The organism is Limnohabitans sp. 2KL-1, assembly GCF_003063435.1.
GTDB lineage: Bacteria > Pseudomonadota > Gammaproteobacteria > Burkholderiales > Burkholderiaceae_C > Limnohabitans_A.
Genome location: NZ_NESL01000007.1, coordinates 147,481 through 161,732 on the forward strand (window position 1 = coordinate 147,481; position 14,252 = coordinate 161,732).

A 14,252-nucleotide genomic window follows, 5' to 3' on the forward strand; every position below is an offset into this window, starting at 1 on the left:
GTGTTTAATGGGCGTTGTTGATGACGCTGTCAAAGCGAGAGTCGGGAATAATCCGATTTTGACCCTCACAACCGTCCCCACCTTCGCGGCAGCAGGAACCCCATGAAAATCGACTTTGATGGCTTGCAGGCTTTCGTTACAGTGGCTGAGTTGGGTGCTTTCAACAAAGCGGCTGACAAGCTGAACATCACGCAAGCCGCGCTGACCCGCCGAATCCAGAAGCTCGAAAATTATCTGGGGCTGCGTTTGATTGAGCGCACCACGCGCCACGTGGCTTTGAGCAGCGTGGGCAAGGATTTGCTGCCCAGGGTACGCATTCTGGTGCAGGACATGGCCAGCACATTCAACCAGCTCAAGGACGTTTCCAGAAGCGCTAAAGGACACTTCACATTGGCCTGTGTTCCTACCATGGCCACCTCGGTCCTGCCTGCACTGATACGGCAGTACAGAGACAAATACCCCGGCAATCGCATCAAGTTGGTGGATGCAAGTGCGTATGAAATACGGGAGGCCATTTTCAGTCAGCACGCGGAAATCGGCTTGACCGTGCAAGGCACCCGGCATCCTGATCTGGAGGAGGTCCCGCTCTTTGACGATCCTCTCATGTTTTATTGCCGCCAATCCCATGCTTTGAGTGAGAAGCCTTTCGTGACATGGTCAGACATGAACCTCAAAGACCTCATCGTCGTCAGCAGCTTCACTGGAACGCGTATCGTGATGAATTATCAGCTCGCCAAAAAAGGCATCGAACTACAAGGTAACTACGAAGTCCAGCACCATGCGACCGCCCTCAATTTGGTGGCTGCCGATGTCGGCTGTGCCATCATGCCCGCCACCATTTGCGGTGATGGGGATCGGCCAGGTGTGATCCGAATTCCTTTGAAGTCTCCTGTGGTGCGTCGCAAGATCGTGCTGATCAAGAGAAAAGGATCGAGTTTGTCGCCTGCTGCACAGGCCTTTGTCGATATCGTGCAAAGCATGAAGCTCGTCTGGCACCAGTGATGAACGCACGCTGCTGATGGGTTGATGTGCTGCGATCATGTCGTTGCACTGCAGATGAATTGTTTCGATTAACGAAATAGTGAATGCGCGATTCTCATTTGTTGATCAATAAATAATCGTCAATACTTCTTCCAGATTGGAGAATTTAAATTGGCGATAGATGTCTTGGTGATAGGCGGCGGCAACGCCGCCCTGTGCGCGGCCCTGATGGCCCGCGAAGCGGGGGCCAGCGTGATGTTGTTGGAGTCGGCACCGCGCGAATGGCGTGGTGGCAACTCGACTCACACGCGCAATTTGCGCTGCATGCACGATGCCCCGCAGGATGTCTTGGTCGAGGCCTACCCGGAAGAAGAGTTCTGGCAAGACCTGCTCAAGGTCACGGGGGGGCTGACCAACGAGCACCTGGCCCGTCTGGTCATTCGCCATTCGGCCACTTGCAGGCCCTGGATGGTCAAGCACGGCGTGCGCTTTCAGCCTTCGCTGTCGGGTGCTTTGCACACGGCCCGCACCAATGCGTTTTTCATGGGCGGGGGCAAGGCGCTGGTCAATGCCTATTACCGCAGCGCCGAAAAGCTGGGCGTGCAAATCCACTACAACGCCGAAGTCGATACGGTTGAGTTGGACGAAGGTCGCTTTGTGGCCGCATCGGTCATGCACAAGCAGGACGACGGCAGCGTGCGGCGTGAACGCATCGAGGCCCGCACTTGCGTGTTGGCCGCGGGAGGCTTCGAGTCCAACCGCGAGTGGCTGCGTGAAGCTTGGGGCCAAAACGAGCGCGGTGAGTACCCAGCTGATCAGTTTTTGATTCGCGGCACACGTTTCAACCAAGGCGTGTTGCTCAAGCACATGCTGGCGCAAGGCGCCGACCGCATTGGTGACCCGACGCAAGCGCACATGGTGGCCATCGACGCCCGTGCGCCCTTGTACGACGGCGGCATTTGCACCCGCATTGACTGTGTGTCTTTGGGTGTGGTGGTCAACCGCGAAGCGCGGCGTTTTTACGACGAAGGCGAAGACTTTTGGCCCAAGCGCTACGCGATCTGGGGGCGTCTGGTGGCCCAGCAACCCGGGCAGGTGGCCTATTCCATCATCGATGCCAAGGCGGTGGGCCGCTTCATGCCGCCGGTGTTTGAAGGCACGCAAGCGGACAGCCTGCCCGAGCTGGCCCGCAAACTGGGCCTGGATGAGGCGACCTTCATGCAAACGCTCAATGACTACAACGCGGCTTGCCGAGAAGGCACTTTTGACCACACGGCGCTCGACGATTGCCACACCGAGGGCGTGAGCCCGGCCAAAACCCACTGGGCGCGTCCGCTGGACACTGCGCCTTATTACGCCTACGCCGTGCGGCCGGGCGTGACCTTCACTTATCTGGGCCTCAAAACCGATGACACGACGGCAGTGCGATTCAATGACCAGCCCAGCCCCAACTTGTTTGTGGCGGGCGAGATGATGGCGGGCAATGTGCTGGGCAAGGGCTATACCGCCGGGGTGGGCATGACGATTGGCACGGCCTTTGGTCGCATCGCGGGCGAGCAGGCGGCCAAAGCCGTCCAAGCGCAAAAGCAAGGAGATTCCCATGCAAACGCTTGAAGCCCTGACCCAAGATGCCCGAGCGTTGGCGCGTGGCGAGATGACCGCGCCCGAAGCCGAGGTGGCGCGGCAAATGCAAATTTGCAACGGCTGCCGCTATTGCGAGGGCTTTTGTGCGGTGTTCCCCGCCATGACCCGGCGATTGGAGTTTGGTAAGGCGGACATCCACTACATGGCCAACCTGTGCCATAACTGTGGGGCGTGTTTGCACGCTTGCCAGTACGCGCCGCCGCACGACTTTGCCATCAACGTGCCCAAGGCCATGGCCCAGGTGCGCGGCCAGACCTATGCCGAATACGCTTGGCCGCCCGCCTTGGGCAGCCTGTACCAACGCAACGGCCTGACCTTGTCGGTGGCTTTGGCGTTCGGATTGGCGTTGTTTTTGGCGCTGGCCATGCTGCGCCAAAGCACGCTGTGGTCAACCCCTGTGGCTGGGGGCTTTTACGCGGTGTTCCCCCACAACCTGATGGTCAGTCTGTTTGCGCCCATCTTCTTGTTTGCGGTTCTGGCGCTGACCCTGGGCGTGCGGCGCTTTTGGCGCGATGTGACGCCCGCCACCAGTGGGGCGGCCTTGACGCCACCCGCCACTGCCGAGGCTGCACACGCGGCCTTGCGCCTGAAGTACCTGGACGGTGGCCATGGCGAAGGCTGCCACAACGAAGATGACGCCTGGACGCACGCCCGCAGGCGCTACCACCACCTGACGTTTTACGGCTTCATGCTGTGCTTTGCCGCCACCAGCGTGGCCACGCTGTACCACTATGTGCTGGGTTGGCCTGCACCTTATGACCTGACGACTTTGCCCAAGTTGCTGGGTGTCGTTGGCGGGGTGAGCCTGGCGGTGGGCACCGCAGGTTTGTGGCGACTGAACCTGCGCCGTCATCCTGAGCACGGCGATGCGGCGCAAAAGCCCATGGACCGGGGCTTCATCGCTTTGCTGTTTTTGGTCAGCGTGACGGGTTTGCTGTTGTGGCTGCTGGGCGCAACGGCGGCCATGCCTTTGATGCTGGCGGTGCACTTGGGTGCGGTGATGGCTTTGTTCCTGACGCTGCCCTATGGCAAGTTTGCACATGGCATTTTCCGCACAGCGGCCTTGCTGCGCTTTGCCATCGAAAAGCGCCAGCCCAACCGGTTGGGGTTGGGCGGCGAGTGATTCGTGTCAGGCCGTAGCGCGCAGGCCGGATCGCGTCCTGTTTGTGGTGCTCAGTCAGGGCAGGCGGTGGCCGAGTGGATCACGCCGCCGCCCAGGCACACCTCGCCGTCGTACAGCACGGCGCTTTGGCCAGGTGTCACCGCCCATTGGTCTTCACTGAAATCCAGCACAAAGCCTGCCTGACCATTGGGTTGCACCAAAGGGCTGTAAAGGCAGGGTGCGTCGGCTTGCCGGTAGCGTGTCTTGGCTGCGCACGCACCGGGCGCTGGTGCCTGGCCTGCGCACCAACTCACGTCGGTGGCCTGCAGACGAGGTGACAGCAGCCAAGGGTGGTCGTGGCCTTGCACCACCCACAAGGTGTTGTGAGGGATGTCTTTGCGGGCGACAAACCAGGGGGTGTGTTCGCCTGCACCACGCAAGCCACGTGCTTGCAGCGCTTTCATTTCTGCGCCCTTGGCCTTGATGCCCCCAATGCCCAGGCCCTGTCGCTGTCCCAAGGTGTAGAAACTCAGGCCCACATGCTGACCAATCGTGCGGCCTGTCGGGTCCTTGATCGGACCGGGCTCCTTGGAGATGTAGCGGTTTAAAAACTCGCGGAAGGGACGCTCGCCAATGAAACAGATGCCGGTCGAGTCTTTCTTCTTGGCATTGGGCAGACCAATCTCCTCGGCGATGCGGCGCACTTCGGTCTTGTGCAACTCGCCCACAGGGAACAGGGTCTTGGACAACTGTTGCTGATTCAGACGGTGCAAAAAATAGCTTTGATCCTTGGAGGGGTCCAGTCCTTTGAGCAACTCAAACAGTCCGGTGGCCGTGTTTTGCCGGACACGTGCATAGTGGCCGGTGGCTATTTTTTCAGCACCCACGCGCATGGCGTGGTCCAGAAAGGACTTGAACTTGATTTCGGCATTGCAAAGGATGTCCGGATTGGGGGTGCGCCCGGCCTGGTATTCGCGCACAAACTCTGAAAAAACCCGGTCTTTGTAATCGGCTGCAAAATTAATGTGCTCAATCTCGATGCCCAACACATCGGCCACGGCCGCGGCATCGACGAAGTCGACATTGGATGAGCAGTATTCGCTGTCATCGTCGTCTTCCCAGTTTTTCATGAAAATGCCAATGACTTCATGCCCCTGCTGTTTGAGCAGGTAAGCGGTCACGGCCGAATCGACGCCGCCGGACAGACCGACGACCACACGTGCAAGATGGGACATGCTCAGATTATCCCGTGAGCCTGGCTGTCCTTGTGCGCCGGGCAAATTTATAATGTTGAACTGGTTCAAATTCATGCCCTTTCATTGCACATGGTGCCTTTCCATCCGAACGATCCTGCGCGATATGGTGCAGGGCTTGTTCATCGTGACCCACAGTGGCTTGGCCATGGTGGGCTTGTCTGTGGCCGCCGTGGTCCTGGCTTTGTGGTGGCAGCCCCAATGGTTGCACCGTGCCGAGGAGACTTTGTTCAACTGGCTGCGCGAGCGGCAGGTGCTGATTTCCTGGTTGCCCCAAAACACCGCTGAGCGTGCCACCGCCATTGATTTGAAGGATTTGCCCCGGGCCCAGGCGGCTGTGGCCGTCTGGTTGGGTCGCAAATACAAAATTGCCCCCGAACCCCTGGCGGCACTGGTGGCCGAGGCGCATGTCCTGTCCAAAAAATCCAGGCTGGCACCTCACCTGATTTTGGCCGTGATGGCCATCGAGTCGAATTTCCATCCTTATGTGCAAAGCCATGCGGGTGCGCAGGGGTTGATGCAGGTCATGACCGGCATTCACGCCCAGCGCTACGAAGCGTATGGTGGCAAATTGGCAGCTTTTGATCCGATCACCAATTTGAGGGTCGGCGTGAGTGTGTTGGTTGACTCGATCAAGCTCAAAGGGGGCTCCCTGGAGGAGGGTCTCAAGTTCTATTTGGGCGGTGATGCCGTGACGGATGATGGGGGCTATGTCGCCAAAGTGCTGGCGGAGCAAGCCCGCCTGGACCAAGTGGCGGCTGGCGTGAACGTGCCCATTCAATGAGCTGATTTTCATGAGTTTTGTTTCTCCGGAATTCGTTCTTTTTTGTCTCTTCTTCTTTCCGCTGTATTGGTCTTTGGCTGAACACCCGCGTGTGCAGCGCAGCTTGTTGATCATCTCGGGCTACGGCCTGTACGCCACATGGGTACCGGCTTTCGCTGCGATTTTGGCGGTTTACAGCACTGTGGTCTGGGCTTTGGGGCGCTGGATGCGCCATGCCTTGTCCCCCCGCCTGCCTTTGCTGTTGGGCCTGTGGCTGGCGGGCTCGTTCCTGCTGTCGCTCAAATACTATGAGTTTGTTCGGGAAACGTTTCAGGTGGTCTTGCAAAACACCGGCTTTGTTTCGCTGTTGCCGGTGCTGGATGTGGTGGCACCGGTGGGCGTTTCGTTTTTCACTTTTCAGGCGGTGACTTACCTGGTCATGGTGGGGCGTCAGCCTGCATCGGCCCGTTCGTGGCCCGATGTGATGTTGTTTCTGAGTTTTTGGCCGACTTTGTTTGCCGGTCCGATTTTGCGAGCCGACAATTTTTTCGGGCAGCTCGATGACTCTGGTGTGACCCGGCGGGTGGGGCGGCCTCGCCGAGCTTGGCTGGCTTTGTACCTGATTGCGCTGGGCCTGGTGCAAAAAGTGGTTTTGGCTTCTTGGTTGTCTTCGCAGGTGGTGGACCCGGTTTACAGGTTGCCCGACCAGTACGCCAGCGTGTCTCTGGCCGCCGCCATGTTGGGGTTTAGTTTGCAGATTTTTCTGGACTTCGCCGGGTATACCTTGATCGTCACGGGCTTGGGCTTGCTTTTGGGGTTCCGCTTGCCCGTGAATTTCCGTCAACCTTATCTGGCGCGAAACTTGTCGGATTTCTGGACCCGCTGGCATGTGTCTTTGTCCAGTTTCATCCGTGACTACATTTATATCCCCATGGGGGGCAATCGCCGTGGTTGGGGGCGCACGCAGCTGAATGTGCTGTCGGGCATGTTGATCAGTGGGTTGTGGCACGGCGCCAATTGGACTTTTGTCGTTTGGGGTTTGTTGCATGGCCTGGGGGTGGTGGTCATGAATGGGGCCCAGCGCGCGGGCATGCCCGTTTGGCCGCGTTGGGCAGCGCAAGCGCTGACCTTTTTGTTTGTCAGTCTGGCTTGGGTTTTTTTCAGGGCCGACTCGGTGCCTCAGGCACTGCAGATGCTGCAAGGTTTGTGGCACAGCCCCAGTGGATTTTGGCAGTCTGACCAATTGCCATGGGGGGGCTTGCTGACCATCACCGGTTTGGTTTTTGGCTTGAGTCCATGGGCATTGGTGTGGGAGCGTTTTGCTGTGGCCGGTCTGGGGCGTCTGGGTGCTGGGCGAGCAGGCCTGTTGTTGGCGCTTGTGCTGTGTGCCGTGATTTATTTCGGGCCCGAAGGCGTGCCCAACTTCATCTATTACCGGTTCTGAAATGCTTCATCGTTTGTCTGCGCGTCAACTCAGCTGGCTTTTGCCGGGCATTGCCCTGCTGGTGACCCTTTGCTGGTTGACCTCACTTGAAAAGTACCTGGGGGTTCGCTACCACGTGAGCTTGGAGGCCGCTTTGCCCCCTGATTGGGCGCAGGCCTTGTTTGCTCCTTCGCGCTGGCTGGATGACCGCGTTCGCTCCGGAGGCACTCGGCCCTTGTTCCGCTTGGCCTGGCCCACGGCAGACGATGAAGTACCGCTGTTCAAGCCGGTGGCCAAAACACCCATGCCGCCTCAGATGAAGCCTTTGCCCGAGGCCTTGTCGAGTGGACAGTTTTTGCCCACGCTGGCGCAGCAAAAGTTGAGACCGGGGTCGCAGCGTATTTTGCTGGCGGGTGATTCCATGATGCAGGGCATTGCGCCTTTGCTCATGCACGACCTGTCGCGTTTGCACCCCGATTGGGAAGTGCAAGACCTGAGCCGCCAGAGCACGGGTTTGACCGTGCGCCGTTACTTTGACTGGCCGGCACGGATCGTGGATGAAATGGATGCCAGAAATTTGACTTTGGTGGTGATTTTTTTGGGCCCCAACGACCCTTGGGACATGGTGGTCGATGGTCAGCGTCATGTGTTTCCCTCGTCAGGTTGGGCTTTGCACTATGCCAAGCGAGTGGACGAAATCGTGTCAGCTGCTGCCGAGCGCCAGGTTCGGGTGATCTGGATGGGTTTGCCCTCCATGCGTGAGGGACGTGTCAGGGATGGCGCGGTTTTGCAAAACCACATTTTTCATGAACGAGCCCTGAATTGGGGGACCGATTATCTGGCCACCGAACCCCTGATTGGCGTCTTGTCGGCACCCTTCAAAAAGTTCAAGCAAGAACCCGGGGCAACAGCCCTCAATTTGCGCGCCGAAGATGGCATTCACCTGACCCCATCGGGGCTGCGCTTGATCAAGCAGGCTTTGCTTGAACACATTCAAAAGGCGACACCACCATGATTCACCCTCGTTTGCGTTGCGCTGTGGTGTGGGTCTTTGTCTGCTTCGGGGTGGCGGCGCATGCGCAAAACTTACCCTTGCAGACCACCACCTTGCGGGTGCAGGCCAATGAGGGGGCGCCCGATTTGCAGTGCCAGGTCAAACGCCCCCCCGCCCGTCCCCAGCGCCCCGCGGAGGCGGACACGCCCGATGTGCCGGACGAAGAGGACGTCAAAAGCCAGTTGCAGGCGTTTCTTGCTTCCCCTGAAGGGCGATCCAGTCGTTCGAGTCAGACGGCAGACCGGGGCATCTGGCCATCGCTACGCGGTCAGCCACTGCGGGTCGGCATTTGGGGTGACAGCCATTTGGCGGCTGCGTTTTTCACCCAGGAGCTGCAGCGCTTGTCCAAACTCTCCTCTGAGCAGATGCGGTCCCGGTTTGTCCCGGCCAGCATGAATCGCCCTGGGGTGCGTTTGCCTCTGCGCAAAAGCTGTCTGGGTCCGAATTGGGAGTACGAGCCTGCGCATGCGGGGGCCATGGGCGCCGCCCAGCCGGGGCCGGGGCTGGTCAATGTGTCGACCCGTCATGACGGGGCTTGGTTGTCTTTGGATGTCCGCAATGCTGCGGGTCAGTCCGACAAGAAAAGCGTGCGTTTTTTGTACCAGCAAACTGCCCAACCCATCTTGCTGGCCATTCGGGTGGACGATGCGGCCGAGCAGCGGGTTGAGTTGCAAGGTACGGCGGGTCCGGCCAAATTGGACCTGGTCAGCGACGAGCCCTTGTCTACCGTTTATGTGCGGGTGATTCAGGGGCCATGGCGCTTGCATGGTCTGGAGTGGGCCGTGCCCTCGGAGGTGCGTTTGCAGATGGATGTTTTCGGTTATCCGGGGGCCACGGTGGCCGGTTGGCGTCAAGTCGATGCACAAGACCTGTTGGCCTGGCGCGAACCATCGGCTTATGACGTGGTGGTGTTGGCTTTTGGCACCAATGAAGGCAATGTGCAGCCATTTGATGGCGTGGCCTATACCCATATGCTGCAAGCGGCGGTGGCATCCTGGCGTCAAGCTTTTCCGGGGACGGCTTGCTTGCTGATCGCGCCCGGGGACAGAGGGGTCTTGGTGCCGCGCGCGTCAAAGCCTGCTGGCCAAGGTGCCGACAGGTCGCCACCTTCGCGCGCACCCGATTTCTTGCGCTTTACCCGTGTGCATGCCGAGATCGGGCGTGTTCAAAAACAGGTCGCACGGGCCCACGGCTGTCATTTCTGGAGCATGTTCGACGCCATGGGCGGAGCCGGTGGTGCCTACCGGTGGGCGCGTCAAACCCCTCCCCTCATGGCGCGGGATCTGATCCATTTCACCGTGCCCGGTTACCAGCGGCTGGCGCAACTGATGGCGCAGGATCTGGGGTGGAATGCCGAGTTGTTTCAAAGTGGGCCCCCACCTGCACGGCGTTGATGTCAGGGCAAGCGCGCAAAAAATACGCCACTCATCGTCAGTCCGGCAGCGATGACGAGCCAGCGCACCTTCTGCGCGGGCATGCGTTTGGCCAGTCGGGCACCTGCCCAGCCGCCTGCTGTCGCCAGTGACATCATCCAGATCGCTTGTGACCAGACAATCACGCCAGCCGCTGCAAAAGCGGTCACTGACAGCAAGGACAACACGAACGAATTGAGATTTTTCAGCGCATTGACGGTGTTCAACCGGGTTTCGCCCGTCAGGGTGTACAGCGCCATCAACAAGATGCCCAGGCCGCCATTGAAGTAGCCGCCATAAATGGCCACACCCATCAAGCCGGGCAAACGCCAGGCGGGCTGGCCTTTGTTTCCGTTGCGTTGGGCCATGTGGGGGCCTGCAGCAAACAGTGCAGTGGCCAGCAACAACAGCCAAGGCACCAAGCCTGAAAATACCCGGGATGGCGTCACCAGCAGCAAGCCGGCACCGATCAGACCGCCTACAGCCGCAATGCTCACTTCCCGCCACAGCAGCGCGCGCGGCAAGGCTTTCAATTCTTCTCGAAAACCCAGCAGGCTGCCCAGATAACCGGGGCTGACCGCCATGGCGCTGGTGGCGTTGGCCGACACGGGCGGAACGCCGGCAAAAACCAGTGCGGGAAAGGTCAGAAAACTGCCGCCTCCAGCGATGGCGTTGAGCACACCAGCGGCAAAGGCAGCCCCTCCGGTGAGCAACCAAACGGCTTCAGGGAGGATGGGGCCGCTCATCCTTGCAAAGGCGCAAGATGGGCGACAGCCGGATCGGTGTGGATCACACTCAGAGGGTAGCGTTGACCTGCCAGATGGTCTTCAATGCAGCGCAAAACCAAGGGGCTGCGATGGCGTTCGGCACTGGCTCGTATTTCTTCGGGCGTCATCCACAGTGTGCGCACGATGCCCTCATCCAGCTGCAAATGTGCTTGCAACTCACCGATTTCGCCGCAAAAAGCCATGCGCACATAGGTGATGTCTTCTTGTGTCGCCGGGCGTTGGAAGCGTGACAGGTAAATGCCCACCAACGCCGTTGGGGTAAAGGGGTGGGCGGTTTCTTCAAGCGCTTCGCGTGCACAACCCTCGGCAGGCGATTCGCCTGGGTCCAAGTGCCCCGCAGGGTTGTTCAAGCGCAATCCTTCTTGGGTGTGCTCTTCAATCAACAAGTATCGGCCATCCTTTTCAATGATGGCGGCGACGGTGACATTGGGTTTCCAGCGTGTGTCCATCTGGTGATTATCGGTGCTGCGCCCGCAATGTGTGCTCGGGGCAGGTCGGGCGGCGTGTGTAAGTTTCGGTATATATTCGGTCATCGACTTGCACCCTGACCGGCGAGTCCACTGATTTCATCATTCCCAGGAGATAAGCCATGCGCATAGGCGTGCCCAAAGAGATATACCCCGGTGAAAAACGGGTGGCCACCGTGCCCGATGTGGTGACCAAACTGGTCAAACTTGGCTTTGAGGTGGTCGTGGAGCAAGGCGCGGGTGCGCTTGCTGATCTGTCGGACGAGGCCTATGTCGAGGCCGGTGCCTCAGTGGCACCCAGCGCCGCTGCGCTGTGGAGCGGCAGCGACATCGTCTTCAAAGTGCGTGCGCCTACCCTTGACGAAGTCGCGTTGATGCACGAAGGCCAGACCTTGATCGGTTTCTTATGGCCTGCCCAAAACCCGGATTTGATGCAGCAGCTGTCGGCCAAAAAGGTCACGGCACTGTCCATTGACGCACTCCCCCGCACCTTGAGCCGCGCCCAGAAGATGGACGCGCTGACCTCCATGGCGGGTGTGAGCGGCTACCGCGCCGTGGTCGAGGCGGCCAATGCTTTTGGCCGTTTCTTCAATGGCCAGATCACGGCCGCGGGCAAGGTGCCCCCGGCCAAGGTGTTCATCGCCGGTGCCGGTGTGGCAGGCCTGGCCGCCATTGGCGCGGCCGCCAGTCTGGGCGCCATCGTGCGCGCCAACGACACCCGGGCCGAAGTGGCTGACCAGGTCGTTTCACTCGGCGGCGAGTTCGTCAAAGTGGACTACGAAGAAGAAGGCTCGGGCGGTGGCGGTTACGCCAAGGTCATGAGCGAAGGCTTTCAGGCCGCGCAGCGCGAGATGTACGCCAAGCAGGCCAAAGAGTGCGACATCATCATCACCACCGCGCTGATCCCCGGTAAACCCGCGCCCAAGCTGATCACGGCCGAGATGGTGCAAAGCATGAAGCCCGGCAGCGTCATCGTTGACATGGCCGCCGAACAAGGCGGCAACTGCGAGTTGACCGAGCCCGGCCAAGCCGTGGTCAGGCATGGCGTGACCATCGTCGGTTACACCGATCTGGCCTCGCGCATGGCGCGCCAGTCGTCCACGCTGTACGGCACCAACTTGTTCCGCTTGATCGAAGAGCTGTGCAAGACCAAGGACGGCATCATCAACGTCAACATGCAAGACGACGCCATTCGGGGCCTCACGGTCATCAAGGATGGCGAGATCACCTGGCCCGCGCCACCGCTGGTGGTGCCGCCCAAACCCGCCCCCAAGCCGGCAGCAGCGGTGGCCGAGAAAAAAGGCGGACACGGGCATGGCAGCAGCGGCCCCATGCCGGTCAAAACGCTGGCCATGGTGTTTGGCGTGGGCGCTTTGGCTTTCTGGGCTATCGGCGCTTACGCCCCGGCCGCTTTCCTGGGCCACTTCACGGTGTTCGTGCTGGCCTGCTTCATCGGCTACATGGTGGTGTGGAACGTGACGCCTGCGCTGCACACGCCGCTGATGAGCGTGACCAACGCGATCTCCAGCATCATCGTCATTGGTGCGCTGGTGCAAATCCTGCCGCCCGAGGCCGGCATGAATGGTCGACCTGATCAGCTGATCCAGTGGCTGGCTTTTGCCGGCATCGTGCTCACGGCCGTCAACATGTTTGGTGGCTTTGCCGTGACCCGCCGCATGCTCGACATGTTCCGCAAGTGAACCGAGACCACTAGAACAAGGAATAACGAACATGTCACAAAGTCTCATCTCTCCCAGCCTGGCCACCGTTGCCTACATTGGCGCGGCCATCCTGTTCATCCTCAGCCTGGGTGGCCTGTCCAACCCGGAAAGCTCGCGCCGTGGCAACCTCTACGGTGTCATCGGCATGGCGCTGGCCGTGATCGCCACCATCGTGGGCCCACGTGTGGCCGCCGCAGGCGTGCCCTGGATCGTGGCGGCCTTGGTGATCGGTGGCGGCATTGGCCTTTATGCGGCCAAAACCGTCAAGATGACCCAGATGCCCGAACTGGTCGCGCTCATGCACAGCCTGGTGGGCTTGGCGGCCTGCCTGGTGGGCTTTGCCAGTTACGTGGACACTTCGGTTCAATTCACTGGCGCTGAAAAAGCCATCCACGAAGTCGAGATTTACATCGGCATCCTGATCGGTGCGGTCACTTTCTCGGGCTCGCTCATCGCGTTTGGCAAGCTCAACGGCAAGATCGGCGGCAAGCCGCTTTTGCTGCCTGCGCGGCATTGGCTTAACCTGGCGGGCCTGTTGGTCGTGATCTGGTTTGGCCGTGAGTTCGTGAACGCGCACGACGTGCAAAGCGGCATGACCCCGCTGATCGTCATGACCGTGATCGCACTGCTGTTCGGCATCCACATGGTCATGGCCATTGGTGGCGCTGACATGCCGGTGGTGGTGTCCATGCTCAACAGCTATTCAGGCTGGGCTGCAGCGGCCACCGGTTTCATGCTCGGCAACGACTTGCTGATCGTGACCGGCGCTTTGGTGGGATCGTCCGGTGCCATCCTGTCCTACATCATGTGCAACGCGATGAACCGCAACTTCATCAGCGTGATCGCAGGTGGCTTTGGTGGCGGCGCACCCGCTGCGCCCAAGGCCGACGGCGCGGCTGCCGAGCCGCAAGGCGAGGTGGTGCCCGTCAGTGCCATCGACACGGCCGAGCTGCTGCGCGATGCCAAGAGCGTGATCATCGTGCCCGGTTACGGCATGGCCGTGGCCCAGGCCCAGCACACGGTCAATGAAATCACACGGACACTGCGCGACAAGGGCGTGACCGTGCGGTTTGGCATCCACCCGGTGGCGGGTCGCATGCCCGGCCACATGAACGTGCTGCTGGCCGAGGCCAAGGTGCCCTATGACATCGTGCTGGAGATGGACGAGATCAACGACGACTTCTCGGACACCGATGTGGTCATGGTCATTGGTGCCAACGACATTGTGAATCCTGCCGCGCAGGACGACCCGACCAGCCCGATCGCCGGCATGCCGGTGCTCGAAGTCTGGAAGGCCCGCACCAGCATCGTCATGAAGCGCTCCATGGCCAGCGGCTATGCGGGCGTGGACAACCCGTTGTTCTACAAAGAGAACAACCGCATGTTGTTTGGCGATGCCAAGAAGATGCTCGACGAGGTGCTGGTGGCCCTCAAAGGCTGAGAGGCGCTTGCCGCATCCCAACAAGGGGCCCTGAGGCCCCTTTTTTTGCCCCCATGCCGTGGGTCATAGAACGGCTTTAACGTGAAAGAACAACAACTGCAGACAAGCCTGTGCCTGGCCTCGGCGAAGGCCAGCGCCGTTGACCGCCACGTGTTCTGATCAGATTGGCCTGGTTATGAATTCGTGTTTGACCAACATTTGTA

The 14,252-nt window shown here is 59.9% G+C and carries 12 protein-coding genes; 9 read left to right on the forward strand and 3 right to left on the reverse strand.

The features are described from left to right. Nucleotides 1-102: 102 nt before the first annotated feature. From B9Z47_RS14225 to tcuB, 3 genes are all read left to right on the forward strand, one after another. On the forward strand, nt 103-1,002 hold the full coding sequence (locus tag B9Z47_RS14225) for a LysR family transcriptional regulator (RefSeq protein ID WP_108331889.1): 900 nt from the start codon (nt 103-105) through the stop codon (nt 1,000-1,002). Nucleotides 1,003-1,152: 150 nt separating this feature from the next. Continuing rightward, nucleotides 1,153-2,595, forward strand: a complete 1,443-nt coding sequence (gene tcuA, locus B9Z47_RS14230; protein WP_108331890.1) for an FAD-dependent tricarballylate dehydrogenase TcuA — start codon at nt 1,153-1,155, stop codon at nt 2,593-2,595. Further along, nucleotides 2,582-3,748, forward strand: a complete 1,167-nt coding sequence (tcuB, locus tag B9Z47_RS14235; RefSeq protein WP_108331891.1) for a tricarballylate utilization 4Fe-4S protein TcuB — start codon at nt 2,582-2,584, stop codon at nt 3,746-3,748. Before tcuA ends, tcuB begins: the two co-directional genes overlap by 14 nt. 50 nt (nt 3,749-3,798) lie before the next feature. Here tcuB and mnmA read toward each other — a convergent pair whose 3' ends face one another. Beyond that, entirely contained in the window at nt 3,799-5,037 is a 1,239-nt protein-coding gene (mnmA, locus tag B9Z47_RS14240; RefSeq protein ID WP_255418464.1) for a tRNA 2-thiouridine(34) synthase MnmA, read from the reverse strand. Here mnmA and B9Z47_RS14245 point away from each other — a divergent pair. The 4 genes from B9Z47_RS14245 to B9Z47_RS14260 are packed head-to-tail and all read left to right on the forward strand — an operon-like array spanning nt 5,036 to nt 9,614. Further along, nucleotides 5,036-5,764, forward strand: a complete 729-nt coding sequence (locus B9Z47_RS14245; RefSeq protein WP_108331919.1) for a lytic transglycosylase domain-containing protein — start codon at nt 5,036-5,038, stop codon at nt 5,762-5,764. The two genes, mnmA and B9Z47_RS14245, sit on opposite strands and share 2 nt — an antisense overlap. A gap of 10 nt (nt 5,765-5,774) precedes the next feature. Continuing rightward, a complete protein-coding gene (locus B9Z47_RS14250) occupies nt 5,775-7,187 on the forward strand; it encodes an MBOAT family protein (protein WP_108331893.1) in 1,413 nt (470 codons plus the stop codon). A 1-nt stretch (nt 7,188) separates the two neighbouring features. Further along, nucleotides 7,189-8,181: a DUF459 domain-containing protein gene (locus B9Z47_RS14255; RefSeq protein WP_108331894.1), complete on the forward strand. Its 993-nt coding sequence runs from the start codon at nt 7,189-7,191 to the stop codon at nt 8,179-8,181. Next, nucleotides 8,178-9,614, forward strand: a complete 1,437-nt coding sequence (locus B9Z47_RS14260) for a GDSL-type esterase/lipase family protein (RefSeq protein WP_108331895.1) — start codon at nt 8,178-8,180, stop codon at nt 9,612-9,614. The genes B9Z47_RS14255 and B9Z47_RS14260 overlap by 4 nt, the downstream gene beginning before the upstream one ends. A gap of 2 nt (nt 9,615-9,616) precedes the next feature. Here the strand turns inward: B9Z47_RS14260 and B9Z47_RS14265 are convergent, their stop codons facing one another. Then, nucleotides 9,617-10,378 (reverse strand): sulfite exporter TauE/SafE family protein, encoded by a 762-nt coding sequence (locus B9Z47_RS14265; protein WP_108331896.1) that lies wholly within the window; start codon nt 10,376-10,378, stop codon nt 9,617-9,619. Further along, a complete protein-coding gene (locus B9Z47_RS14270; RefSeq protein ID WP_108331897.1) occupies nt 10,375-10,869 on the reverse strand; it encodes an NUDIX hydrolase in 495 nt (164 codons plus the stop codon). The genes B9Z47_RS14265 and B9Z47_RS14270 overlap by 4 nt, the downstream gene beginning before the upstream one ends. 140 nt (nt 10,870-11,009) lie before the next feature. Here B9Z47_RS14270 and B9Z47_RS14275 point away from each other — a divergent pair, with 140 nt between their 5' ends. Together B9Z47_RS14275 and pntB are read left to right on the forward strand one after the other, a co-directional pair. After that, the gene (locus B9Z47_RS14275; protein ID WP_108331898.1) at nt 11,010-12,587 is read left to right on the forward strand and encodes a Re/Si-specific NAD(P)(+) transhydrogenase subunit alpha; all 1,578 of its coding nucleotides are present in this window, start codon (nt 11,010-11,012) and stop codon (nt 12,585-12,587) included. A 46-nt stretch (nt 12,588-12,633) separates the two neighbouring features. After that, entirely contained in the window at nt 12,634-14,049 is a 1,416-nt protein-coding gene (gene pntB, locus B9Z47_RS14280; RefSeq protein WP_108331920.1) for a Re/Si-specific NAD(P)(+) transhydrogenase subunit beta, read from the forward strand. Nucleotides 14,050-14,252 lie beyond the last annotated feature (203 nt).